The organism is Pseudomonas capeferrum (assembly GCF_013523055.1).
GTDB lineage: Bacteria > Pseudomonadota > Gammaproteobacteria > Pseudomonadales > Pseudomonadaceae > Aquipseudomonas > Aquipseudomonas capeferrum_A.
This window is the reverse complement of sequence record NZ_JAAMQM010000011.1, coordinates 192,241-216,552: the sequence shown is the minus strand read 5'-3', so window position 1 is coordinate 216,552 and position 24,312 is coordinate 192,241. Positions and strand designations below refer to the sequence as shown.

The 24,312-nt window shown below is 64.6% G+C and carries 20 protein-coding genes; 10 read left to right on the top strand and 10 right to left on the bottom strand.

Annotation, left to right across the window (positions count from 1 at the left end; translation table 11 throughout):
- Positions 1 to 286: 286 nt before the first annotated feature.
- The 7 genes from G7009_RS14530 to gshB all read right to left on the bottom strand — a co-directional run bounded on the left by G7009_RS14530 (position 287) and on the right by gshB (position 6,228).
- On the bottom strand, positions 287 to 1,558 hold the full coding sequence (locus G7009_RS14530; protein WP_181130770.1) for a dihydroorotase: 1,272 nt from the start codon (positions 1,556 to 1,558) through the stop codon (positions 287 to 289).
- Positions 1,555 to 2,559, bottom strand: a complete 1,005-nt coding sequence (locus G7009_RS14525) for an aspartate carbamoyltransferase catalytic subunit (RefSeq protein ID WP_181130769.1) — start codon at positions 2,557 to 2,559, stop codon at positions 1,555 to 1,557. The genes G7009_RS14530 and G7009_RS14525 overlap by 4 nt, the downstream gene beginning before the upstream one ends.
- A gap of 12 nt (positions 2,560 to 2,571) precedes the next feature.
- A complete protein-coding gene (gene pyrR, locus G7009_RS14520; RefSeq protein ID WP_181130768.1) occupies positions 2,572 to 3,090 on the bottom strand; it encodes a bifunctional pyr operon transcriptional regulator/uracil phosphoribosyltransferase PyrR in 519 nt (172 codons plus the stop codon).
- A 50-nt stretch (positions 3,091 to 3,140) separates the two neighbouring features.
- Positions 3,141 to 3,572: a Holliday junction resolvase RuvX gene (gene ruvX / locus G7009_RS14515; RefSeq protein ID WP_181130767.1), complete on the bottom strand. Its 432-nt coding sequence runs from the start codon at positions 3,570 to 3,572 to the stop codon at positions 3,141 to 3,143.
- Positions 3,572 to 4,141: a YqgE/AlgH family protein gene (locus G7009_RS14510; RefSeq protein WP_181130775.1), complete on the bottom strand. Its 570-nt coding sequence runs from the start codon at positions 4,139 to 4,141 to the stop codon at positions 3,572 to 3,574. Before G7009_RS14510 ends, ruvX begins: the two co-directional genes overlap by 1 nt.
- Positions 4,142 to 4,261: 120 nt before the next feature.
- A complete protein-coding gene (locus G7009_RS14505) occupies positions 4,262 to 5,167 on the bottom strand; it encodes an energy transducer TonB (RefSeq protein WP_181130766.1) in 906 nt (301 codons plus the stop codon).
- A 107-nt stretch (positions 5,168 to 5,274) separates the two neighbouring features.
- Entirely contained in the window at positions 5,275 to 6,228 is a 954-nt protein-coding gene (gene gshB / locus G7009_RS14500) for a glutathione synthase (protein ID WP_181130765.1), read from the bottom strand.
- Between the two features lie 184 nt (positions 6,229 to 6,412).
- Here gshB and G7009_RS14495 point away from each other — a divergent pair, with 184 nt between their 5' ends.
- From G7009_RS14495 to trhA, 7 genes are read left to right on the top strand one after another with little or no spacing between them, the layout of a single operon-like run.
- A complete protein-coding gene (locus G7009_RS14495; RefSeq protein ID WP_181130764.1) occupies positions 6,413 to 6,814 on the top strand; it encodes a response regulator in 402 nt (133 codons plus the stop codon).
- Positions 6,815 to 6,860: 46 nt separating this feature from the next.
- A complete protein-coding gene (gene pilH, locus G7009_RS14490; protein WP_181130763.1) occupies positions 6,861 to 7,226 on the top strand; it encodes a twitching motility response regulator PilH in 366 nt (121 codons plus the stop codon).
- Positions 7,223 to 7,759, top strand: a complete 537-nt coding sequence (locus G7009_RS14485; RefSeq protein ID WP_181130762.1) for a chemotaxis protein CheW — start codon at positions 7,223 to 7,225, stop codon at positions 7,757 to 7,759. The genes pilH and G7009_RS14485 overlap by 4 nt, the downstream gene beginning before the upstream one ends.
- A gap of 12 nt (positions 7,760 to 7,771) precedes the next feature.
- Positions 7,772 to 9,820 (top strand): methyl-accepting chemotaxis protein, encoded by a 2,049-nt coding sequence (locus tag G7009_RS14480; RefSeq protein ID WP_181130761.1) that lies wholly within the window; start codon positions 7,772 to 7,774, stop codon positions 9,818 to 9,820.
- Positions 9,821 to 9,828: 8 nt separating this feature from the next.
- Entirely contained in the window at positions 9,829 to 15,141 is a 5,313-nt protein-coding gene (locus G7009_RS14475) for a hybrid sensor histidine kinase/response regulator (protein ID WP_181130760.1), read from the top strand.
- Complete coding sequence (locus G7009_RS14470) at positions 15,134 to 15,607, top strand: chemotaxis protein CheW (RefSeq protein WP_181130759.1); 474 nt, start codon at positions 15,134 to 15,136, stop codon at positions 15,605 to 15,607. The genes G7009_RS14475 and G7009_RS14470 overlap by 8 nt, the downstream gene beginning before the upstream one ends.
- A 46-nt stretch (positions 15,608 to 15,653) precedes the next feature.
- The gene (gene trhA / locus G7009_RS14465; protein ID WP_181130758.1) at positions 15,654 to 16,271 is read left to right on the top strand and encodes a PAQR family membrane homeostasis protein TrhA; all 618 of its coding nucleotides are present in this window, start codon (positions 15,654 to 15,656) and stop codon (positions 16,269 to 16,271) included.
- On the opposite strand, the gene G7009_RS14460 is transcribed toward trhA, so the two are convergent.
- Together G7009_RS14460 and G7009_RS14455 are read right to left on the bottom strand one after the other, a co-directional pair.
- On the bottom strand, positions 16,268 to 16,987 hold the full coding sequence (locus G7009_RS14460; protein ID WP_181130757.1) for a 16S rRNA (uracil(1498)-N(3))-methyltransferase: 720 nt from the start codon (positions 16,985 to 16,987) through the stop codon (positions 16,268 to 16,270). The two genes, trhA and G7009_RS14460, sit on opposite strands and share 4 nt — an antisense overlap.
- A gap of 130 nt (positions 16,988 to 17,117) precedes the next feature.
- Positions 17,118 to 18,524, bottom strand: coding sequence for an adenosylmethionine--8-amino-7-oxononanoate transaminase (locus G7009_RS14455; RefSeq protein ID WP_181130756.1), 1,407 nt, complete (start codon positions 18,522 to 18,524; stop codon positions 17,118 to 17,120).
- 190 nt (positions 18,525 to 18,714) lie between these two features.
- Between G7009_RS14455 and G7009_RS14450 the strand changes: the two genes are divergently transcribed.
- The 3 genes from G7009_RS14450 to G7009_RS14440 all read left to right on the top strand — a co-directional run bounded on the left by G7009_RS14450 (position 18,715) and on the right by G7009_RS14440 (position 22,039).
- On the top strand, positions 18,715 to 20,595 hold the full coding sequence (locus G7009_RS14450; protein WP_181130755.1) for a flavin monoamine oxidase family protein: 1,881 nt from the start codon (positions 18,715 to 18,717) through the stop codon (positions 20,593 to 20,595).
- Positions 20,596 to 20,877: 282 nt separating this feature from the next.
- Positions 20,878 to 21,429: a cytochrome b gene (locus G7009_RS14445; RefSeq protein WP_181130754.1), complete on the top strand. Its 552-nt coding sequence runs from the start codon at positions 20,878 to 20,880 to the stop codon at positions 21,427 to 21,429.
- A gap of 34 nt (positions 21,430 to 21,463) precedes the next feature.
- Positions 21,464 to 22,039: a YceI family protein gene (locus G7009_RS14440; RefSeq protein WP_181130753.1), complete on the top strand. Its 576-nt coding sequence runs from the start codon at positions 21,464 to 21,466 to the stop codon at positions 22,037 to 22,039.
- A gap of 239 nt (positions 22,040 to 22,278) precedes the next feature.
- Here G7009_RS14440 and G7009_RS14435 read toward each other — a convergent pair whose 3' ends face one another.
- Positions 22,279 to 24,174, bottom strand: a complete 1,896-nt coding sequence (locus tag G7009_RS14435; protein WP_181130752.1) for a DEAD/DEAH box helicase — start codon at positions 24,172 to 24,174, stop codon at positions 22,279 to 22,281.
- Positions 24,175 to 24,312 lie beyond the last annotated feature (138 nt).

Here is a 24,312-nt window from a genome sequence, read left to right as displayed (position 1 = left end):
GCGCTTGCGGCTTGTGCGGGATCGCCTAGCCCTTTTTGCTGCGCTGTCACGAAGCGAACAAAGACCGCAAGCGCGACGCGGACCAGGTGGTGAGCGGGCTTGTCCCGCGATGAGGCCGGCAGCTGCACAAGCGATCTCGAGAGCCAAGGACTCAACGCGCTGCGCTGCCGGCCATCATGCGGTTATACCCAAAGGCTGTCCCGCAAAGACACTCCGCCAATGTTCGGGCCGCGATGCCCATGAGCCGCGGCCGTTCCTTCGCCCCGGCCTCGTCTTGTTTCGTGGATCACGCCTCGTGGCAGATATGCCCGTCAACCAGGGTATACCGCACCGCGCCCGGCAGGCAGTGCCCCATGAACGGGCAGTTGTCACCCCGGGAATACCACTGCTCGCCCGCAACGGTCGACGCTTTCGGATCGAACAGCACCAGATCGGCGGCGGCGCCGACCTTGAGCTGGCCTGCCGGCAGAGCCAATGCCGCGGCAGGACCGCTGCTCAGACGTGCCAGCAGCGTCGGCAGGTCGAGCAGGCCATCCGCCACCAAGGTCATGGCCAGCGGTAGCAGCAGCTCGACACTGCTGATCCCAGGCTCGGTAGCACCGAACGGCGCCAGCTTGGCATCTCGCTCGTGAGGCTGGTGATGGCTGGAGATCGCCTGGATCACTCCGGACTTCACGGCTTCGCGCAAGCCATCGCGGTCCGTGGCGGTGCGCAGGGGCGGCTGGACGTGGTACAGGCTGGAAAAGTCGCGCAGCGCCTCGTCGGTCAGGATGAGCTGATACAGCGCCACATCCGCGGTGACCGGCAGGCCGAGCGCCTGGGCCTGGGCAATCAGGCGCGCGCCTCGGGCACTGGTGAGCTGGCTGAAATGGGCGCGCACGCCGCTCTGCTCGACCAACAGCAGGTTGCGGGCCAGGGCCACGGTCTCGGCGCTTTCCGGGATGCCCGGCAAGCCGAGGAAACTGGCCATCGGGCCTTCATGCGCCAGACCGCCCTGAGACAGGTCGCGGTCCTGGGAATGGAAGACGACCGTCAGGTCGAAGGTCGCCGCATATTCCAACGCTCTCGCCAACGTGCGGTTGTTGGAGATTTCGTTGAGACCATTGCCGAACGCCACGCACCCGGCATCGCGCAACGCAACCAGCTCCGCCAGTTGCTCGCCTTCCAGGCCCTTGGTCAGGGCGCCGATCGGATAGACCTTGCTGTGACCCGCGTCACGGGCGCGATCGAGGATCAACTCGGTCACGGCCGAGGTGTCCAGCACCGGACGGGTCAGTGGTGGGCAGCACAGGCTGGTGACGCCGCCGGCCACGGCGGCGCGTGTCTCGCTGGCGATGGTGCCCTTGCGGCTGTAGCCGGGCTCGCGCAGGGCCACGTCCAGGTCGACCAGGCCCGGCGCCGCGATCAGGCCTTGGGCCTCGAGCGTGCGGTTGGCCGTGAAGCCGACCGGCGCGGCGCCGATGGCGACGACCTTGCCGGCTTCCAGGTGCAGGTCGGTCACTTGGTCCAGGCCACTGTTCGGGTCGATGACCCGGGCGCCGAGAATACTGAGGCTCACAGGGCGTTCTCCTGGTCGAATTGACGTTGCGCGTTCTGTCCGCTCATGGCCATGGACAGCACGGCCATGCGGACCGCGATGCCGTAGGTGACCTGGTTGAGGATCACCGAGTGGGCGCCATCGGCCACCGCCGATTCGATTTCCACGCCACGGTTGATCGGCCCGGGATGCATGACGATCGCATCGGGCTTGGCCCCGGCCAGGCGTGCCGTGGTAAGGCCGAATAGGCGATAGAATTCGCCCTCGCTGGGCAGCAGCCCTCCCGCCATGCGCTCACGCTGCAGGCGCAGCATGATCACCACGTCGACGTCCTTGAGACCTTGCGCCAGGTCGGTGTAGACCTTGACCCCATACTGCTCGACACCTATCGGAAGTAAGGTCTTGGGGCCGATGACACGAATATCCGGGCAGCCCAGCGCCTTGAGCGCCAGCATGTTCGAGCGGGCTACACGCGAATGCAGGATATCGCCGACGATGGCGACGGACAGGTTCTCGAAGCCGCCCTTGTGCCGGCGGATGGTCAGCATGTCGAGCATGCCCTGGGTCGGGTGCGCATGGCGACCGTCGCCGCCGTTGATGATGGCAACGTCCGGGCACACATGTTCTGCGATGAAGTGCGCCGCGCCGGAATCGCCGTGGCGCACGACGAACATGTCGGCGGCCATGGCCTCCAGGTTGCGCAAGGTATCGAACAGCGTCTCGCCCTTGCTGGTGGAGGAGGTCGATACGTTCAGGCTGATCACGTCGGCCGACAGGCGTTGGGCGGCCAGCTCGAAAGTGGTGCGGGTGCGAGTCGAGTTCTCGAAGAACACGTTGCACACCGTCTTGCCGCGCAGCAGAGGCACCTTCTTCACGGCGCGGGCACCGACTTCGAGGAAGGAGTCGGCGGTATCGAGGATTTCGGTCAGCAACTCTCGGGGCAGGCCGTCGAGCGAAAGGAAGTGGCGCAACTGGCCCTGATGGTTGAGTTGTAGCGGGCGCTTGGCGTCGATTGGCGTCATCGCGAGGGACTCTTAAAGGGCGGATGCGGTGGCGAGGTCCTGGCGCTCGAGGACGAGCGGGGCGGGGCCGGTCAATTTTACCCGTTCATGGGCGGCCAGTGACAAGGTCGCGCCGAGCACGTTAGGGCGGATCGGCAGTTCCCCGGCGTCCAGGTCGAGCAGGCAGACCAGGGTCACACTGGCCGGGCGGCCATAGTCGAACAGTTCGTTGAGCGCGGCGCGGATGGTGCGGCCACTCATCAGCACGTCATCGACCAGGACCAGGTGCTGGCCTTCGACCTCGAAGGGTAATTCGGACGGGCGCACTTGCGGGTGCAAACCGTTCTGGCTGAAGTCGTCGCGGTAGAAGGACACGTCCAGGGTGCCGAGCGGACTGTCGCTGCCCAGTTCGTCCAGCAGGGCCTGGGCCACCCACACACCACCGGTACGAATACCGATGAAGCGAGGATCGACGATGGTGCGGCGGGCCAGATGGGCGCGAAGATCGACGGCCATCTGCCGGATCAGTTCGGCGGGATCGGGTAGGCTCATGCTTGCTCCTCAAGTCGCCGGGCTGACCCGGCATGAAACCGATGGTCGTGTCATTGCCCGTGATGGGCATCCAGCCAGCCTTGCAGGAGCAGGGCGGCGGCGATGGCATCGACCGGGTTGTCGCGATAGCTGCCGCGCTGGCCACCGCGGGCCAGGCGTTCGCCCTTGGCCTCGAAGGTGGTCAGGCGCTCATCGTGGGTATGCACCGGCAGGTTGAAGCGGCCGTGCAGGCGTCGTGCGAATTTTTCCGCGCGGGCGCTCATCTCGCTGGGCGTGCCGTCCATGTTCAAGGGCAGGCCGACGACAATGGCATCCGGCTTCCACTCCTTGAGCAACCGCTCGACCTGCTCCCAGTCGGGCACGCCGTTCTGGGCTTTCAAGGTGCAGAGTTCGCGGGCCTGGCCGGTGACCATCTGGCCGACGGCGACACCGATCTGTTTGCTGCCATAGTCGAAGCCCAGCAGCAGTCGCAGTTCAGCCATCAGGCGTGACCAGCCTGGCTGGTCAGCAGGGCGAGGTTGATTCCCAGGCTGGCCGCGGCGGCGTCCAGGCGCCGATCGTTGGCCAGGCCGAAGATGATCTCGGGGTCGAACGGGCAGTTGAGCCAGGCATTGTCGGCCAGTTCGGCTTCGAGCTGGCCAGCTTCCCAGCCGGCGTAGCCCAAGGTGATCAGGCTCTGTTTCGGCCCGGCCCCTTCGGCGATGGCGAACAGCACGTCCTGCGAGGTGGACAATGACACCCCTTCGAGTTCTACCGTGGCCTGGTAGCTGCACTCGTTGCTGTGCAGGACGAAGCCACGATCGGTCTGCACCGGGCCGCCGCTGTAGATCGGGATCTGCAGGCAACTGACCGAGGGCTCCTCGTCCGGTCTCAGCTGTTCCAGGATATCGGCCAGGTTGAGTTCCTGGGGACGATTGACCACCAGGCCCATGGCACCGTTGGCATTGTGCTCGACGATGTAGGTCAGGGTCTGGGCAAAGGTCGGGTCCGCCATGTGCGGCATGGCGATCAGGAACTGGTGCTTGAGGTAGCTCGGGGCGAGGGTTTTCATGGGTGATAGTGTGGCGTCCAGTGGCGAGGCTGACAAGATGCCGTGACGCACGTTGGCGTCTGACCGGTCACCCGCCCCATCCTTGACGATGGGCGGGCGCCTTGCCATGCGCCCACCCTGTCAATTGCTCGACAGGCGGTCGCCACGGGCGAAGCGCCAGGTACGGATGATTTCCAGGCGGTCGAACTCCGCAAGGTCACCGGTGAAGGGCGCGAAAGGCGCCGCCAGGCGCACGATGCGCTGGGCCGCCTGATCCAGCACGGGACGACCGGATGATTCGAGGATCAGCACTTCATACAACGAGCCATCGCGGTTGATCGACACCATCATCCGCAGGCTGCCGTAGATCTGCTGGCGGCGCGCCTCGTCGGGATAATTGAGGTTGCCGACCCGCTCGACCTTCTTGCGCCACTCCTCCTTGTACCAGGCGCCCTTGTCGCGCATGGTCGAGGCGGCGTTCAGACGGTGGATGCGCGGACGCTTGGCATAGAGCTGCTGTTCCTGGGACAGCTCGGCCTCCAGGCTGGCGATCTGGCTGGACAGCTGAGAACTGTCGAACTCCGGCACCGCGGCCTTGGGCTTGGGCTGCGGCTTGCTTTCCCGCGGCGTGGTCTCGACCTTGTGCGGCTTGGGCGCCTGGGTGGTCACGGCAGAGCGCTGAGGCTTGGGCGGTGGCCGCACTTCGGGCTTGGCGGCTGGGGGCGGCGTGACCTTGTTGATCTTGCTGTCCTGGAACGGCGCCACCTCGGTGGTCTTGGGCACGGCCTTGCGGTCCAGGGTGCCGCTACCCTGCTGGTTGTCCTGGGCCTGGTAGTCGGCCTTCTCCGGTGCCTTCTCGCTTTTGAAGGTGGCCAGGGTGATCTCCATGGTGCGGCGGATCTCGGTGGGCTTGGCGAAGGAGAAGCCCAGTCCGAGGATCAGCGCCAGGTGCACCAAGGCAGCCAGGAACAAGGTAAGGCCGAGCCGGGCCATCGGGCGTGCGCGGGATGGCAGGAAGTCGGCGGGAATGTCTGCGGGCAACGTCATCGGGTATCCAGCAACCACAGGAGCGGCGTGTGCGGGCACAGCGGGCACAGGTCAGAAAAAACGACCGGCATCATACCCCACTCTGCCCGGTAGCTCCGCGTCGGTTGTCAGCGCGCCTTGAGCTGGCGATCAATGGCATCCATCAATTGGGCGCCGATGTCGGTGCCATAGGCGGCGTCGATCTCGCGGATGCAGGTCGGGCTGGTGACGTTGACTTCGGTGAGGTAGTCGCCGATCACGTCGAGGCCGACAAACAGCAAGCCCTTTTCACGCAGGGTCGGGCCGACCTGGGCGGCGATCCAGCGATCGCGCTCGCTCAGCTCGCGGGCCTCGCCACGACCACCGGCGGCCAGGTTGCCACGGGTTTCGCCACTGGCCGGGATGCGTGCCAGGCAGTACGGGACCGGCTCGCCGTCGATCATCAGGATGCGCTTGTCGCCGTCGCTGATCGCGGGCAGGAAGGCCTGCGCCATGATCTGCTGGGCGCCGTGCTGAGTCAGGGTCTCGAGGATCACCGACAGGTTGGGATCGCCCGGACGATGGCGGAACACCGAGACGCCGCCCATGCCGTCCAGCGGCTTGAGGATCACATCGCCGTGGGTGACGGCGAATTCGCGCAGGATGTCCGCGCGGCGGCTGACCAGGGTCGGCGCCATGCACTGCGCGAAGCGGGTGGCGAAGAGTTTCTCGTTGCAGTCGCGCAGGCTCTGTGGCCGGTTGACCACCAGCACGCCTTCGCTCTCTGCCTGTTCGAGCAGGTAGGTGCTGTAGACGAACTCCATGTCGAACGGTGGGTCCTTGCGCATCAGGATCACCTGCAGGTCGGCGAGGGCGCTGTCCTGCTCGTCGCCCAGTTCGTACCAGCGCGTCGGATCGGCGAACACCTTCAAGGGACGCATGCGCGCCCGCGCCTGGCCGGCGCCCAGGTAAAGGTCTTTCTGTTCCATGTAGAACAGCGTCCAGCCCCGTTCCTGCGCGGCCAGCAGCATGGCCAGCGAGCTGTCCTTCTTGTAGGAGATGCCCGCGATGGGGTCCATGACAATCCCGAGGCGAACGCTCATGGGGTAATTCCTCTTGGCGGCATGTCGCCGCGGTGGCTCGAATGAAAGTGCGTCAGGGTGGCGCTGGCGGCACCGATGGTCAAGGGGGCCGATGGAATGCCTACCCGGAGTGTGCTAAAAAGGCCTGGCATGTGGCCCGCACGGCCCCTGAAGGCGACGCCCTGGCAGCGATGGTAGCGCAACTATGGAACAACCACTGAAGGTGATGGTGATCGACGATTCGCGCACGATCCGCCGCACCGCCCAGCTGCTGCTCACCGAAGCCGGCTGCGAGGTGATCACCGCCAGCGACGGCTTCGACGCCCTGGCCAAGATCATCGACCACAAGCCGCGGATCATCTTTGTCGATGTGCTCATGCCGCGACTCGACGGTTACCAGACCTGTGCCGTGATCAAGCACAACAGCGCATTCAAGGACACCCCGGTCATTCTCCTGTCCTCGCGTGACGGGCTGTTCGACAAGGCGCGCGGGCGGGTGGTCGGGTCCGATCAGTTCCTGACCAAGCCTTTCAACAAGGAAGAGTTGCTCGATGCGATCAGGCAGCATGTGCCCGGTTTCGCCGTGCAAGAACAACACGCACCCTGATGCCGCTCGCCCCTGCGGCGTCTCTTTTCCTCAAAGGAAAAACAGCATGGCCCGAATTCTGATTGTCGACGACTCGCCGACAGAAATGTACAAACTGACCCAGATGCTCGAAAACCATGGCCACCAGGTGCTCAAGGCCGATAACGGCGGTGATGGCGTGGCCCTGGCCCGCCAGGAAAAACCCGATGCGGTACTGATGGATATCGTCATGCCGGGCATGAACGGTTTCCAGGCCACTCGCCAGTTGAGCAAGGATGCCGAGACCAGCGCCATCCCGGTGATCATCGTCACTACCAAGGACCAGGAGACCGACAAGGTCTGGGGCCAGCGCCAGGGCGCCCGCAGCTACCTGACCAAGCCGGTGGACGAGCAGACCCTGATCCGGGTGCTCAACGGCGTGCTGCAGGCTTGACCACTCTGACCGCTTTCGAGTTGCTGCTGGACATCGACCACCGCTGTCGGCTGCTGGCGGCCGACCAGCCTTCGCAGCAGGCTCGTCAACAGCACTGGAGCGGTATCGGCTTTCGCATCGTCGAGCAATGGTTCGTGGCGCCCATGGGCGAGGTCGCCGAAGTGCTGCATGAGCCGCGCAGCAGCCGGGTACCGGGCGTGCAGCCCTGGGTCTGCGGCGTGGCCAACCTGCGCGGCCGCTTGCTGCCGGTGATGGACCTGAGCAGCTTCTTCGGCCTGGGCGCCGCCGCGTCCGGCAAGCATCGGCGAGTGCTGGTGCTGGACCATGAGGCGCTGTTCGCCGGCCTGCTGGTGGACGAAGTGCTGGGTCTGCAGCATTTCAACCTGGACAGCCTCGACCTGGCACCCCCGCAACCGTTGATCCCCGCCGCCGCGCCCTTTGTCCAGGGACACTTCGCACGCGAGCGCAACTGGGCGATCTTCAGCCCGTTCGCCCTGGCCCAGGCGCCGGGCTTTCTCGATGTGGCGTTGTAAAGGACTTCGACCGTGAACCAGCCCGCATCCCCATCCGTCCCCCCACGTTCGCGCAGCAGCGCGCAGATTACCGCGCTGTTCGTCGTCCTGATCCTGTCGATCATCCTGTTGTTCGCCAACTTCGCGTACCTCAGTACCCAGTCCAACTACGACAAGCAGTACATCGGTCATGCGGGTGAGCTGCGCGTGCTGTCCCAGCGAATCGCCAAGAACGCCACCGAGGCAGCGGCCGGCAAGAGCCTGGCATTCCAGCTGCTGAGTGACGCCCGCAACGATTTCGAGCGGCGCTGGGGCTACCTCAAGCAGGGCGATAGGTCCACCGGCCTGCCCGCCGCGCCGAATGCGGTGCGTAATGAAATGGATGCCGTGCAGCGCGATTGGGAAAGCCTGCGCAAGAACACCGATGCCATCCTCGCCAGCGAGCAGACCGTACTGTCCTTGCACCAGGTGGCCGCGACACTGGCCGAGACTGTCCCGCAGCTGCAGGTCGAGTACGAGAAGGTGGTTGAGATCCTCCTGCAGAGCGGCGCTCCGGCCAGCCAGGTGGCCGTGGCCCAGCGCCAGCTGTTGCTGGCCGAACGTATTCTCGGCTCGGTGAACATGGTGCTGGCCGGCGATGAAACCTCGGTACAGGCGGCCGATGCCTTCGGTCGCGATGCCAGCCGCTTTGGCCAGGTGCTCGAGGGCATGCTTGGCGGCAACCCGGCCATCCAGGTGACACGGGTCGAAGATGCCGATGCCCGTGCCCGGCTTGCCGAGATTGCCGAACTGTTCCAGTTCGTGGCCGGCTCGGTGGACGAGATCCTCGAGACCTCGCCCGAGCTGTTCCGCGTACGGGAGGCGGCCGGCAATATCTTCAGTCTGTCGCAAACGCTGCTCGACGAGGCCTCGCACCTGGCCAATGGCTTCGAGAACCTGGCCAGCGGTCGCACCCTGGATACCCTGGGCGGCTACGTGCTCGGCCTGCTGGCGCTGGCCTCGATCATCCTCATCGGCCTGGTCATGGTGCGTACCACCCACCGCCAGTTGCGCGAAACCGCCGAAAAGAACGAACGCAACCAGCAGGCGATCATGCGTCTGCTGGACGAGATCGAAGAGCTGGCCGATGGCGACCTGACCGTCACCGTCTCGGTCACCGAGGATTTCACAGGCGCCATCGCCGACTCTATCAATTATTCGGTCGACCAGTTGCGTGACCTGGTAGCGACCATCAACCACAGTGCCATGCAGGTCGCCAGCGCCGTGCAGGACACCCAGAATACCGCCAGGCAGTTGGCCAAGGCTTCCGAACACCAGGCCGAGCAGATCAGCGAAGCGTCCGTGGCGGTCGGCGACATGGTCGAATCCATCGATCGGGTCTCCGCGCATGCCTACGAGTCGGCCAAGGTCGCAGAACGCTCGGTGGCCATCGCCAACAAGGGTAACGAGGTGGTGCACAACACCATCCATGGCATGGACAACATTCGCGAGCAGATCCAGGACACCGCCAAGCGCATCAAGCGGCTGGGCGAGTCTTCGCAGGAAATCGGCGATATCGTCAGCCTCATCGACGACATTGCCGATCAGACCAACATCCTGGCGCTCAATGCCGCCATCCAGGCGTCCCTCGCCGGGGAGACCGGTCGTGGGTTTGCCGTGGTGGCCGATGAGGTCCAGCGCCTGGCAGAGCGCTCTTCCTCTGCCACGCGGCAGATCGAGGCGTTGGTGCGAGCGATCCAGACCGACACGGTCGAGGCCGTGATCTCCATGGAACAGACTACCGCCGAGGTGGTGCGCGGGGCGCGCCTGGCCCAGGATGCCGGTGTCGCCCTGGCCGAGATCGAAGGTGTCTCGCAGACATTGGCCGACCTGATCCACAGCATTTCCGATGCCGCCCAGCTGCAGACGTCCTCGGCCGGGCAGATCTCCCATACCATGGCGGTGATCCAGCAGATCACCGCGCAGACTTCCGCCGGTTCTGGCGCGACCGCCGACAGCATTCGTCACCTGGCACGCATGGCCAGCGAGATGCGCCGTTCGGTGTCCGGTTTCACCCTGCCGGCTCCGGCCGAACCCCGTTGAGCACACACATGGTCACTGCAACTGTGAGTCCCGAACGCCACGACACGGTCGCTCTGGCCTGGGCCAAGGCGGCCATTCTCGACTGTCTGGGCAACGCCCGTCAGGCCCTGGAGCGGTTCGCCAGCGACCCTGCCGATCCGACGGCGCTAGCGCCTTTCGTCGACGATCTGCATCAGGTCCACGGCTGCCTGCGCATGCTCGAACTACGCGGTGCGACATGCCTGGCCGAAGAGCTGGAGCTGCTCGGGCGGGCCATGGCCGATAGCCAGGTACCGCCACGTGGCGACTGCCTGGGCGCGCTGTTCCGAGGGATCGAGCAGTTGCCCCCTTACCTGGAGCGCCTGCGCGGAGCCCGCCACGACCTGCCCTTGGTGGTACTGCCGCTCTTGAACCAGCTGCGCGGATGCCGCGGCGTCGAGCCTTTGGCGCAAGGCAGCCTGATGGGCAGCCCGGTCCCCGGACAACGAATCGCCGGTGCCGAGGACCTGGCCAATCTCGACCTGTCGTTGGGGAGCTGGCGTGAGCATATGCAGGCCGGTCAAGGCCGCGATGCGTTGCGCTCGGTAGTGGTGGCCCTGTGCGACGACCTCGTGCGCATCAAGGAGCGCCTCGATCAGTTCGTTCGGGGCGATCGCCAGGCGTACGCCCAGCTGGAACCCTTGCTGGCTCCCTTGCGTCAGGTGGCCGATGCCCTGGCAGTGCTCGGATTCCAGCAGCCGCGACGGGTGATCGTCGACCAGGTCGTGGTCCTGCAGGCCCTGGCCCAGGGTACGCGGGCCGCGGACGACGCGCTGTTGATGGACATGGCCGGCGCGCTTTTGTACGTCGAGGCCACCCTGAACGGCATGGTCGGTCCATCGGACGAGAGCGGCCAACTGCCGCAGCCTGGCAACGACCTGGCCGAGGTCCGACAATTGGTGCTCAACGAATCCTTGGGCGTCTTGCAGCAAGCCATGGACCTGATCAGCGACTGTCTGGAGTCCGACTGGTCCCATCAGCGCCTGCAGGCCTTGCCGGCCTTGCTGCAACAGGTGCGCGGCGCCCTGGCCATGCTGATGCTGCCCACGGTGGCAGAGATCTTCGCCGGCTGTGCGAGCTATGTGGAGCGCTGGCTGGTGAACCTCGAACAGGAACCGGCAGCGGCCGACCTGGACGCTATCGCCGATGCGCTCAGCGCGGCGGAGTGCTACCTGCAATGGCGGGTGGCCGACCCGCTGGCCGATGGCCAACCTTTCCTTGACAGGGCACGTACCAGCCTCGTGGCGTTGGGGGTCATGTGCGCCTCGCCGGGCGCTGGAACCGATCCTGGCGCGCCGAATGACGCCGTCGATGACGAGTTACGCGGCATTTTCCTCGAGGAGGCCCATGAGCTGCTGCTGGAAATCGAGCGTCAGTGGTTGCACTGGCGTGCCGACAACGCTGCCCGCGAGGCCTTGATCGAGACCCGAAGGGCCTTGCACACCCTCAAGGGCAGTGGGCGCATGATCCGCGCCCAGGCCGTGGCGGAGCTGGCCTGGGGCGCCGAGCACCTGCTCAACCGCGTGCTGGAAGGTCGAGTCGAACTCCGTGTCCAGGCGCAGATCGCCCTGCAACAGGTCTTCGCCCAGTTGCCCGACCGGCTCGCCGACTTCGCTGTCGGCGAGCCGTCGGGCATGGTCGAGGTCGAAGCACTGGCGCGGCACTTGCACGCCCTGGCGATGAATGACCTTCCCGCGGCCGACGAGAGCGATGGGCTGGACCCGCAGTTGGTGGAAATCTTCCGCAATGAAGCCCTTGGCCATCTGGCGATTCTCGAGGACTTTCTGAAGCAAGCCAGCCCGGACGGGGTCGCGATCAGCGACTCGCTGCAACGCGCCTTGCATACCCTCAAGGGCAGCGCCGCCATGGCCGGGATCCTGCCGGTCGCCGAGCTGGCCACGGCACTGGATCGGCTGTCGCGCGAGTACAAAGGGCACCGCTTGCCGGTGCTGCCCGATGAGCAAGTTCTGCTGGAAACGTCCCATGCGTTGCTCGACCAAGGCCTGGCCCAGTTGTCGAGTACGCCGCTGGCGGCGCTTGCCGGGGCGAGCGAACTGATCGAGCAGCTTGAACGGGTCGTCGATAGGCGCTTGCAGGCCCATCAGGGCAGCCCAGGGCATTCGCGGCCGAGCAAGCACGACCCACAGTTGATCGCCGGTTTCCTGGCCCAAGGCATGGACATCCTTCTGGATGCCGAGTCACTGCTCTCGCGCTGGCAGGAACACCCAGGGGAGCGTCAAGAGCTCGATGCCTTGCTCGATGAGCTGACCACCCTGGGGCAGAGTGCGCACCTGGCGGACCTCTGGCAGGTGGACCAGGTCTGCGAGGCCCTGCTCGACCTGTACGGCGCGGTGGAGGAAGGCAGCCTGGCAGCCACTGGAGGATTCTTCATCGAGGCCCAGCATGCCCATGAAGCCTTGATCGACATGCTTGACGAGATCGCCGCGGGGCAGGAAGTCACTGCGCGGCCCGAGTGCCTGGCTGCCCTGCGGGCACTGCTCGACGAGGCACTGGCACCGGATAGCGCCGGTCTGATCAGTCGCGAGCATGGCGTGATCGATCTGAAGGATGCCTGCGCCGCCGTTCCGGGGGAGATGCCGGGCCCGACGATGATCGGGCTGTTTCTCGAGGAAGCCGAGGACATCCTCGACAGCTCCGCCCAAGTGCTGCTCCGTTGGCAGGCCGAGGCGGACAACACCTCCCTGCTGGCGGAACTGCACCATGACATGCAGACACTCCAGGGAGGCGCGCAAATGGCGTCCCTGGGCGCGGTGGAGATGCTTGCCCAGGAACTGGCCTTGTTCTACGAGGGCCTGCTGAACCGGCAAGCGGACAGCGACCCAGGGTCGATGGACCTGCTGCAACGTAGCCACGCGGCCCTGGCCAGCATGCTCGACGCCGTGCGCCGGGGGCATGCCGTGGAACATGCGGTCAAGCTGCTCGGCGAGCTGCGCGAGCAACGCGATGTGCCGCCGCCAACGGCCTCTCGGCCCACGGCCGAAGAGCAGGAAACGCCCGCGGATCGGGAGCTGCTGGAGGTCTTCCTCGACGAAAGCTCCGATATCGTGGAAAGCGCCGCCGCGGCACTGGCGCGCTGGCAAGGCGACCCACGCAATACCGTCGAGGTGGAGAACCTCTTGCGTGATCTGCATACCCTCAAGGGTGGCGCGCGCATGGTGCGGATCGCTTCGATCGGCGACCTGGCCCATGAGCTGGAGTTTCTCTACGAACTGCTGGCCGCCGGGCAACTGTCGCCCAGCCTGCCCCTGTTCGGGTTGCTGCAGAGCTGCCATGACCGCCTGGCGCAGATGCTCGATGCGGTTCGGCTTGGCCAGAGCCTGCATGCCGCCACGGCGCTGATCGATCATATCCGCAACTTCAGCAGCGCCGCGCTTACCGACAGCGCGTCCGGCAAGGTCCAGGCCGAAGCGGCGTCCGTCGAAGCGCCGGCGGTGGCGCCGGAGCGTGCCTCCGGCGACATGGTCAAGGTCACGGCGGAGCTGCTCGATGACCTGGGCAACCTGGCCAGCGAGCACTCCATCATTCGCGGGCGCATCGAGCAGCAGGTCAACGATGCCCAGGTCGCCCTGGGAGAGATGGAAACCACGCTGGAGCGTATGCGTGACCAGCTGCTGCGCCTGGATACCGAGACCCAGGCACGAGCGTCCAGCTACCAGCAGGCCGAAGGCGATGCCTACGACGATTTCGATCCGCTGGAAATGGACCGCCATTCTCAGTTACAGCAGCTGTCGCGGGCACTCTTCGAATCGGCTTCGGACCTGCTGGACCTCAAGGAAACCCTGTCCCAGCGCGCTCATGACGCGCACAACCTGCTGCAGCAGCAGGCCAGGCTCAACAGTCAGCTGCAGGAAGGCCTGACCGGTACGCGGATGGTGCCCTTCCAGCGTCTGGTCCCGCGCCTGCAACGGGTAGTCAGGCAAGTCGCGAGCGAACTGGGCAAGCAGGTCGAACTGGTGGTCGGCAATGCCGAGGGCGAGTTGGATCGCAGTGTGCTGGAGCGCATGGTCGCGCCGCTCGAGCACATGTTGCGCAATGCCGTCGACCATGGCCTGGAGAATCGTGACGCGCGCCTGGCGCTGGGCAAGCCGGAACAGGGCACCATCGAGCTGAGCCTGCTTCACGAGGGCACCGATATCGTCATCGAGATGAGTGACGATGGTGCCGGCGTACCGCTCGAAGCCGTTCGCCAGAAAGCGATCAAGCGCGGTCTGCTCGATCCCCAGGCACGCCTGAGCGATCACGAGATTCTCCAGTTCATACTGCGTCCAGGCTTCTCCACGGCGCAGAAGATCACCCAGATTTCCGGGCGCGGCCTGGGCATGGACGTGGTCCATGAAGAGGTCAAGCAGCTGGGTGGGTCGATGAGCATCGAGTCCAGTCCCGGCAAGGGCGCGCGCTTCCAGATCAGGCTGCCGTTCACGGTGTCGATCAACCGGGCACTGATGGTCAACCTGGGCGAGGAACAGTACGCCATCCCTCTCGGCACCATCGAAGGGATCGTGCGTGTTCCGAGCGGCGAGCTGGAGTTGTGCTACCAGCATGAACCGCCGCGCTACCGTTACGCCGGGCATGACTACGACCTGCGTTACCTGGGCGAGCTGCTACAGGGCCCCAGCCAACCACGCCTGCTTGGGCACAGCGTGCCATTGCCGGTCTTGCTGGTGCATTCCCACGAGCAGTCGTTCGCCATTCAGGTGGACAGTCTGGCGCCGAGCCGGGAAATCGTGGTCAAGAGCCTGGGTCCGCAGTTCGCGGCGGTGCCGGGGCTGTCCGGGGCAACCTTGCTAGGCGATGGCCGGGTAGTGTTGATCCTCGACCTGCTGGGACAACTGCGTGGGCAGAAGCGGCGTCTGGCGCGACTGCCGGCAAGCTATGCCAGGCAGCGCCAACCCTTCGCGCCGACTACCAGGCCTTTGCTGGTGATGGTGGTGGACGACTCGGTGACGGTGCGCAAGGTCACCGGGCGCCTGCTCGAGCGCCACGGCATGAACGTGTTGACGGCCAAGGACGGTGTCGATGCCATGGCCCTGCTCGAAGAGCACCGTCCGGACCTGCTGCTGCTCGACATCGAAATGCCACGCATGGATGGCTTCGAAGTAGCGACCCGTGTGCGGCGCGACGAGCGTCTCAAGGGCTTGCCGATCATCATGATCACTTCGCGGACCGGTCAGAAGCACCGCGACCGCGCCATGGCCATCGGTGTCAACGAATACCTGGGCAAGCCGTATCAGGAGTCGGTCCTGCTGCAGAGCATCGCCCATTGGAGCCAACACCATGCTTGAATACAGCGCCGGCCAGCGCAGCAGTCTCACCGGGCTGCTGCTGCCCCTGGGAGATCGCACCTTGGTGCTGCCCAATGTGGCCGTTGCCGAGCTGATCGGCCATCAATCGTTCACCTGCGAAAGCAATCAGCCCGCGTGGCACCTGGGTTGGGTGGACTGGCGCCGGCAGAGCCTGCCCCTGATCGGTTTCGAGTCCGCCTGCGGGGGAAGGACCCCCTGCGGAGAACGCGCGCGCATCGTAATTCTCAATGCCTTGGGAGAGACTGGACTGCGCTATCTCGCCGTGCTGCTGCAAGGTATTCCTCGATCGTGCAGGCTCGACAGCCAGCTCAACTATGTGGACGTGCCCCTCGCCAGTCTGGAGCTGGCGGCGGTACAGGTCGCAGACCTGGTGGCGCGCGTGCCCGACCTCGTCGCGCTGGAGCGTCTGGTGTGCCAGGCGGCACTGGGGAAGCGCGCCGGCTGAGGCCTTTGGGATTGGAACCGCCGTGACCTCGAGAGGTATTTCTAGCATGTACTACGGTGAACGCTTCAATGCTTGGACACACCTGGTCGGTGCGATACTGGCCTGTATCGGCGGCATCTGGCTGATCGTCGCGGCAGGGTTGCAGGGCGACCCCTGGAAGATCGTCAGCTTCTCCGTCTATGGGTTCACCCTGTTGTTGCTCTACGCCACTTCGACCCTTTACCACAGCACGCGCGGGCGAGCGAAGGTGATCATGCGCAAGCTCGATCACCTGTCGATCTATCTGCTCATTGCCGGCAGCTATACGCCGTTCTGCCTGGTCAGTCTGCGCGGGCCCTGGGGCTGGAGCCTGTTCGGAGTCGTCTGGGGGTTGGCGGTGCTGGGCATGCTGCAAGAGATCAAGCCGCGCTCGGAAGCGCGGGTACTGTCGATCATCATCTATGCCGTGATGGGATGGATCGTGCTGGTGGCGGTTGACCCCCTGCTGCACACCCTGGGTACCGCCGGCTTTGCCTGGCTGGCGGCAGGTGGCGTGTGCTACACCGTGGGTATCCTCTTCTTTGCCTTCGATCGCCGATACCGCCACTGGCACGGCATCTGGCACCTGTTCGTGATCGCCGGCAGCCTGATGCACTTCATCGCGGTGTTCGGCTACGTGCGTTAGAAGTCGCCCCAGAGCTGCTGCGCGACCGCCAGGGCAACCACGGGCGCGGTTTCCGTGCGCAACACGCGCGGCCCCAGCCGGGCGGCGTGGAAACCGGCAGTCTTGGCCTGCTCCACCTCCGCATCGCTCAGCCCTCCCTCCGGCCCGATCAGGAACGCCAGGTGCTCTGGCCGGGCATGGCTGACCATAGGTTCGGCCACCGGGTGCAAGACCAGTTTGAGGGTGGCATCGACGACATTCGACCACTCGACCAGCGTCATCGGAGGATGGATCACCGGCACGCTGGAACGCCCGCACTGTTCGCACGCGCTGATCGCGACCTGGCGCCAATGGGCCAGGCGCTTGTCGGCGCGTTCGTCCTTGAGCCTGACCTCGCAGCGCTCGCTGACGATGGGGGTGATCTCGTCGACGCCCAGTTCGGTGGCTTTCTGGATGGCCCAGTCCATCCGTTCGCCTCGGGACAGACCCTGACCCAGATGGATATGCAGGGGGGACTCGGGCTGGCCGGCAAGCGCCTGATCCAGGCTGACGCGGACATTCTTCTTGCCCACTTCCAGCAGTTGACCTCGGAATTCCTGGCCGCTGCCGTCGAACAGTTGCACGGCATCACCAGGCGCCATGCGCAGCACGCGACCGATGTAATGGGCTGAGGCCTCGGGCAGGTCATGCTGGCCAAGGCTCAAGGGGGCGTCGATGAAGAAGCGGGACAGTCTCATGGTTCTGCTCAAAAGCTGAAAAGGGATCATATGACCTGTGGGAGCGGGTTTGCCCGCGAATACGATAGCGGGTTCACCATTGTATTCGCGGGTAAACCCGCTCCCACAGGGTACGAGGCGAAGTCTCGGGCTAGCCCGGATCGCGGAAATCGGGGTGGAAGTTGGTTGGCACCGCCACGCTGACGCTGTCGCGCGTGGCGATATCGATGCCTTCACTGGCCACTTCGGCAAGGAAGTCGATCTGCTCGGGCGTGATGACATAGGGCGGCAGGAAATACACCACGCTGCCCAGTGGGCGCAGCAGGGCTCCGCGGGTCAGGGCGTGCTCGAAGACCTTGAGGCCGCGGCGCTCCTGCCACGGATAGGCTACCTTGCCAGCCTTGTCCCGGACCATTTCGATGGCCACGGCCATGCCGGTCTGGCGGACCTCGGCGACATGCGGATGATCGGCGAGGTGCGCGGTCGCGCTGGCCATGCGCTGGGCGAGAGCCTTGTTGGCTTCGATGACGTTGTCCTGCTCGAAGATATCCAGGGTCGCCAGGGCCGCCGCGCAGGCCAGGGGATTGCCGGTGTAGCTGTGCGAGTGCAGGAAGGCGCGCAGGGTCGAGTAGTCGTCGTAGAAGGCCTGATACACGTCGTCGGTGGTCAGGCAGGCAGCCAGGGGCAGGTAACCGCCGGTCAACGCCTTGGACAGGCACAGGAAGTCCGGGCGGATGCCGGCCTGCTCACAGGCGAACATGGTTCCGGTGCGACCGAAGCCGACGGCGATTTCATCGTGGATCAGATGCACGCCGTACCGGTCGCAAGCCTCGCGCAGCAGCTTGAGGTAGATCGGGTGGTACATGCGCATGCCCCCGGCGCCTTGGATCAGGGGCTCGATGATCACCGCGGCGATGGTGGCGTGATGTTCGGCCAGGGTCTGTTCCATGGCGGCGAACAGGTTGCGCGAGTGTTCTTCCCAGTCCATGCCTTGCGGGCGCAGGTAGCAATCCGGGCTCGGCACCTTGATGGTGTCCAGCAGCAATGCCTTGTAGGTCTCGGTGAACAGCGGCACGTCGCCCACCGACATGGCGGCAATGGTCTCGCCGTGGTAGCTGTTGGTGAGCGTGACGAAGCGCTTCTTGTCCGGCAGACCCTTGTTGAGCCAGTAGTGGAAGCTCATCTTCAGCGCCACCTCGATGCACGACGAGCCATTGTCGGCGTAGAACACTCGATCCAGGCCCGCCGGCGTCATGGCGACCAGGCGCTCCGACAGCTCGATCACCGGCTGGTGGCTGAAGCCTGCCAGGATCACGTGTTCGAGCTGGTCGACCTGGTCCTTGATGCGCTGGTTGATGCGCGGGTTGGCATGGCCGAACACATTGACCCACCAGGAACTCACGGCATCGAGGTAGCGCTTGCCTTCGAAGTCTTCAAGCCACACGCCTTCGCCGCGCCTGATCGGAATCAGCGGAAGTTGCTCGTGGTCTTTCATCTGGGTGCAGGGGTGCCACAGGACCTTGAGATCGCGTTGCATCCACTGTTGATTGAGGCCCATTGTCTCTCTCCTGGCGACGGCGGCTCGGATATGCGTCGCAAGCCTATGCAATGCGCCGCCAGAGAACAACCCGCGCGTGACGCAGCGCCTGCGCCGCGCTGGCGGGCTAGACCCGCCTGGCGTATTCTTCGGCAGTTTTTCTGCGGGGAATTCTCCCCCAGTTTCTGCCTCGATCCGGAGTCTCCCGAAAATGGCTGCTGCTTGGCTGCGCCTTTGTGCGCTGGTAATGATTGGTGTGTTCGGCGGCGCGGCGCAGGCCCAGGACAAGTTACCCACGGCGATCGTCGTGGGCGCAGGGATGGCGGGGCTCACCGCTGCCTATGAGTTGCAGGCCAAGGGTTGGCAGGTCACCATTCTCGAAGCCAAGCCCGGCATGGGAGGGCGTTCCGGGCTGGCCACCAGTGAATGGGTGGGCAACAGCAAGGCCCAGCCGGTGCTGAACCACTATTTCGATCGTTTCAAGCTGCAGACGCTGCCGGCGCCCGAGTTCGTGCGCACTCCGAGCTACCTGATCGACGGCGAGCATTTCAGCGCCGCCGATCTGGCGCTCAAGCAACCGGCCACCGCCGAAGCCCTCAAGCGTTACGAGAGAACGCTCGATGACCTGGCGCGGTCGATCGACGATCCTCTGGTGCCCGCTGCCACCAGTACCTTGTTCGCGCTGGACCAGATCACGGTTTCCAGTTGGCTCGACAAGCTGCAGTTGCCGGCCACGGCGCGTCAGTTGGTCAACCAGCAGATCCGTACCCGTTACGATGAGCCGTCGCGTCTGTCGCTGCTGTATTTCGCCCAGCAGACCCGCGTCTATCGCGATGTCAGCGACCGGGACCTGCGTGCCGCGCGCCTGCCTGGCGGCAGTCCGGTGCTGGCCCAGGCGTTCGTCAAGCAACTGAAGACCATCAAGACCAGCTCGCCGGTGTCCGCGATCGTTCAGGACAAGGACGGTGTGACGGTCAAGGTCGGCAATGTCGGCTACAAGGCCGATTACCTGGTCATGGCCGTGCCGCTGCGTGCCCTGGCCAGGATCCAGATGACACCGGGGCTCGATGGCCAACACCTGGCCGCGCTCAAGGGAACCAACTACGGCTGGCGCGACCAGCTGATGCTCAAGTTCAAGAAGCCGGTATGGGAAAGCCGCGCGCGCATGTCTGGGGAAATCTTCAGCAACACCGGTCTTGGCATGTTGTGGATCGAGCCCGCGCTCAAGGGCGGCGCCAATGTGGTGATCAACCTTTCCGGTGACAACGCCCGACTGCTGCAGGCCTTCGGCGACAAGCAGATGGTCGATCAGGTTCTGATCCGCCTGCATGCGTTCTACCCGCAGGCCCGCGGTGCCTTTACCGGCTATGAAGTCCGTCGCTACAGCGCCGACGTGGGTACTGGCGGTGCCTACATTGCCTATGGCCCGGGGCAGATCAGCAAGTACTGGCGTCTATGGGAGCGCCCGGTGCAGCGCGTCGCCTTCGCTGGCGAACATACCGATGCGCTTTATCCCGGCACCCTCGAGGGCGCCCTGCGCAGCGGCCAGCGGGCTGCCGAGCAGGTCCAGGCGCTGGCGCAGGGCAAGTCGTTCGACCCTGTCAAGGTCGCTCCGGTCGCCGCGGTCGCGGCGGCGGGCGCGGTCGCAGCCAAGGAAAAGGGAAACTTCTTCTCCCGACTGTTCGGCGGTTCGTCCGACAAGCGTGAAGCGGTGCCTGCCAAGGCGGAGCCGGTCAAGACAGCGCCTGCCGAGGGTGAAGTGCAGCAGAAAAAGCCGGGCTTCTTTTCGCGTCTGTTTGGTGGTAGCGCAAGCGAGTCGTCCAAGGCGCAACCCGCAGCCAGGGCAGCCGAGCGGACGCCCGCCGTTGCACCCACGCCGACGCCGACGCCTGTAACGCCAGCAACCACGCCGCCGGCGGTAGAGCCTGCCGCGGCCAAGCCGGCCGCAGTCAAACCTTCGTCCACCAAGCCAGTCACTAACCACAAGGCCGCAGCCAAGCATCCGCAAGCCAAGCATCCGCAAGCCAAGCATCCTGCCGTCAAGGGCAAAACAGCTGAAAAGAAACCAGCGACCCAGTCCAAGGCCAGTTGAGAGCTGTTGATCTCTACCGCCGGGCATCATCCAGGGAAGCTTGCATCGACCCGTTCACGCGTTGGTGCAAGCCTTCCTGCGGCAACCTCTGAAGTTGGTTCAAATGGGTGTGCTGCAGCTTTGACCATTTCTTAGCATTACCATGATCAGGGTTAATGTTTCCTTAATGGCCCAGCGACATACTAATCATCGTTTTTATCGATATTTTAAAGCAGGTTTTTTCGCTTTCTATCGATAGGTTTCGCGGTAGTCTGTGCACAGCTTTCACGGGGACACGCCTACATGGAATTGCTTAATTCATCTTCACGGTATGGTCTGGTCAGCATAATCCTGCACTGGGGCATGGCCCTGGCCGTGTTCGGGCTGTTCGCCCTGGGTCTGTGGATGGTCGGTCTCGACTACTACAGCCCATGGCGCAGGGAGGCGCCCGATCTGCACAAGAGCATCGGGCTGGTTCTGCTGGCGCTCATGCTCGTACGCGTGGCCTGGCGTTTCGTGAGCCCGCCGCCTCCGGCGCCAGCCAGCCACGGAACATTCGTGCGGATAGCCGCCACACTGGGCCATGCCGTGCTTTACTTCGGGCTGTTCGCCGTGATGATCGCCGGGTACCTGATCTCCACCGCCGATGGCGCGGGCATTCCGGTGTTCGGGCTGTTCGAGGTGCCGGCACTGGTCAGCAACCTGCCCGATCAGGCAGACCTGGCTGGCGTGATCCATTTCTATCTGGCCTGGGGGCTGGTGATCCTTGCCGTCTTGCACGGCCTGGCGGCTCTCAAGCACCATTTCGTAGACCGTGACGCGACCCTCATCCGTATGCTGGGCCGCAAAGCTTGATAAACAACCTCAATTGCAAAGGAAGGAACTCAGGATGTTGAAAAAGACTTTTGCCGCTCTGGCGCTCGGTACCGCTCTGCTGTCCGCCGGTCAGGCCATGGCCGCGGACTACAAGATCGACAAGAAAGACCAGCACGCGTTCGTCGACTGGAAGATCAGCCACCTGGGCTACAGCTTCATCCACGGTACCTTCAAGGACTTCGATGGCAGCTTCTCCTGGGATAGCGCCAAGCCCGAGGCCAGCAAGATCAACGTGGATCTGAAGACGGCCAGCCTGTGGTCCAACCACGCCGAGCGTGACAAGCACATCGCCAGCAAGGACTTCCTGGACGTAAGCAAATATCCGGACGCCAAGTTCGTCTCCACCAGCGTCAAGTCCACCGGCGCCAAGACCGCCGACGTGACAGGCGACCTGACCCTGCACGGCGTGACCAAGCCAGTGACGTTCAAGGCCGTGTTCAACGGTGAAGGCAAGGATCCATGGGGCGGCGAGCGTGCAGGCTTCAACGCCACGACCACGCTGAACCTGGCCGACTTCGGCATCAAGGGCCCAGGCCCGGCTTCCCAGACCCTGGACCTGGATATCAGCCTTGAAGGCGTGAAACAGTAACTCCACCGGCAGCAATGAAAGAGGGCTAATGCCAGTTAGTTAAGCCCCACAATCTGCAATTGGGGCTGCTTCGCACCCCTTCGCGGGCAAGCCCGCTCCCACAAGTTGAGCGCTGAATTCAGAAACTGCGCACTTCTTGTGGGAGCGGGCTTGCCCGCGAAGGGGTACGAAGCAGCCCCATTGGCTTTAACTGACAAGCATTAGCCCAAGAGGGCGGCCTTTTCGTTCACGGCCTGCGATCAGCGATTACGCGTCAGCAGGGCCGGGCGCTCACCGCGCGGACGGCTCGGCAGTTCCTCCAGCTGCTCGGGCGTCGGGAAACGATCGAGCTTGGATTCCTTGCGGATGATCTTCGGCTGCGGCTGGCTTTCGCGGGGATTACGCACTGCAGGCTCCTGGCGCGCGGCGTCATCACGCCCGGCAGAGCGATTGCGACCTGGATTACCATCGCGTCGCGCACCGCCATTGGCGCCACCGCTACGAGGGCGCTTGTCGCCACCGTTGTTGCGTGGCTGCCCGCCGGTACGCGGTTGATCAGCACCAGCACCAGCACCGGCACCGGCACCGTTGCTGCGTGGGGCGTTGCCTTGCCCTTGGGCAGCGGTACCACCCGGACGGCGATTGCGACCTTGATTCTTGGCGTTCTGGTAAGGGCTGACGTAATCCGCCCGGTTACCGAAGTTGTCCACTTCGTCATCCAGGAACGTATCCGGGTCACGATTGGTCGGAACGGGTGGTACGCCTTCCTGAGCGGACTGCGCCTGGCGTGGCTTCTTGGGGCGCGGTTTGCGCTCCTGGGGCTTCTCGCCGGACTTCTCCTTCTCGGCGGGTTTTTCTGCCGACTGTCGGGTCTTGCCCTTGTCCTTGCCCTTGTCCTTGCGACCGCCGCTACCGGCGTTGCTGCCTTCGCCGCGAGGCTGGTTGCGACCGCCGCGAGCACCGGGCTGCTGACGCTCACGGGTTTCAGGCTTCTCGGCTTCTACCTTGGTGGCATCGAAGCCCATCAGGTCACCGTCCTGGATCTTCTGCCGCGTCACCCGCTCGATGCTCTTGAGCAGCTTTTCCTCATCCGGCGCGACCAGCGAGATCGCTTCACCGGAACGTCCGGCACGACCGGTACGACCGATGCGGTGAACGTAGTCTTCCTCGACATTGGGCAGCTCGAAGTTGACCACGTGTGGCAACTGGTCGATGTCCAGGCCGCGGGCGGCGATGTCGGTGGCGACCAGGATGCGCACGGTGCCGGCCTTGAAGTCGGCCAGGGCTTTGGTGCGGGCATTCTGGCTCTTGTTGCCGTGGATCGCGGCAGCCGTCAGGCCGTGCTTTTCCAGGTACTCGGCAAGGCGGTTGGCGCCATGCTTGGTACGGGTGAAGACCAGTACCTGTTCCCAGGTACCGAGGGTGATCAAGTGTGCAAGCAGAGCGCGCTTGTGGCTGGCCGCCAGGCGGTAGACACGCTGCTCGATACGCTCGACCGTGGTGTTCGGCGGCGTGACCTCGATACGCTCGGGGTTCTGCAGCAGCTTGTCGGCCAGGTCCGTGATGTCCTTCGAGAAGGTCGCCGAGAACAGCAGGTTCTGACGCTTGGACGGAAGACGAGCCAGGACCTTCTTGACGTCATGGATGAAGCCCATGTCGAGCATGCGATCGGCTTCGTCGAGGACGAGGATTTCGACATGGGACAGGTCGACACTGCCTTGGCCGGCCAGGTCGAGCAGGCGGCCCGGACAGGCCACGAGGACGTCGACGCCCTTGGCCATGGCTTGGACCTGCGGGTTCGTGCCGACACCACCGAAGATGCAGGCGCTGACCAGCTTGAGGTCACGGGCATAGACCTTGAAGCTGTCATGCACCTGGGCCGCCAGTTCACGGGTCGGCGTCAATACCAGCACGCGTGGCTGACGTGGGCCGTGGCGGTGAGACTTGTCGGGATGACCACCCGGGAACAGACGCTCAAGAATCGGCAGCGCGAAACCGCCGGTTTTGCCAGTACCTGTCTGGGCGGCGACCATCAGGTCGCGACCTTGCAACACGGCGGGGATAGCCCGCTGTTGCACCGGAGTGGGCTGGGTATAGCCCGCAGCCTCGATAGCGCGGACTAGAGCCTCGGAGAGACCGAGGGAAGCAAAGGACATGGGCAATCCTGTTCTAGTGGGGGCTGAGCCCTATGGGATGATCTTGCCTGGCGCGATACACATCGGTGGGATGTGACCGCGTCCGGTACTGCTGGGCCTTGACGGCGCATCGACGGGCGGCGGACGGGCGAATGGCGC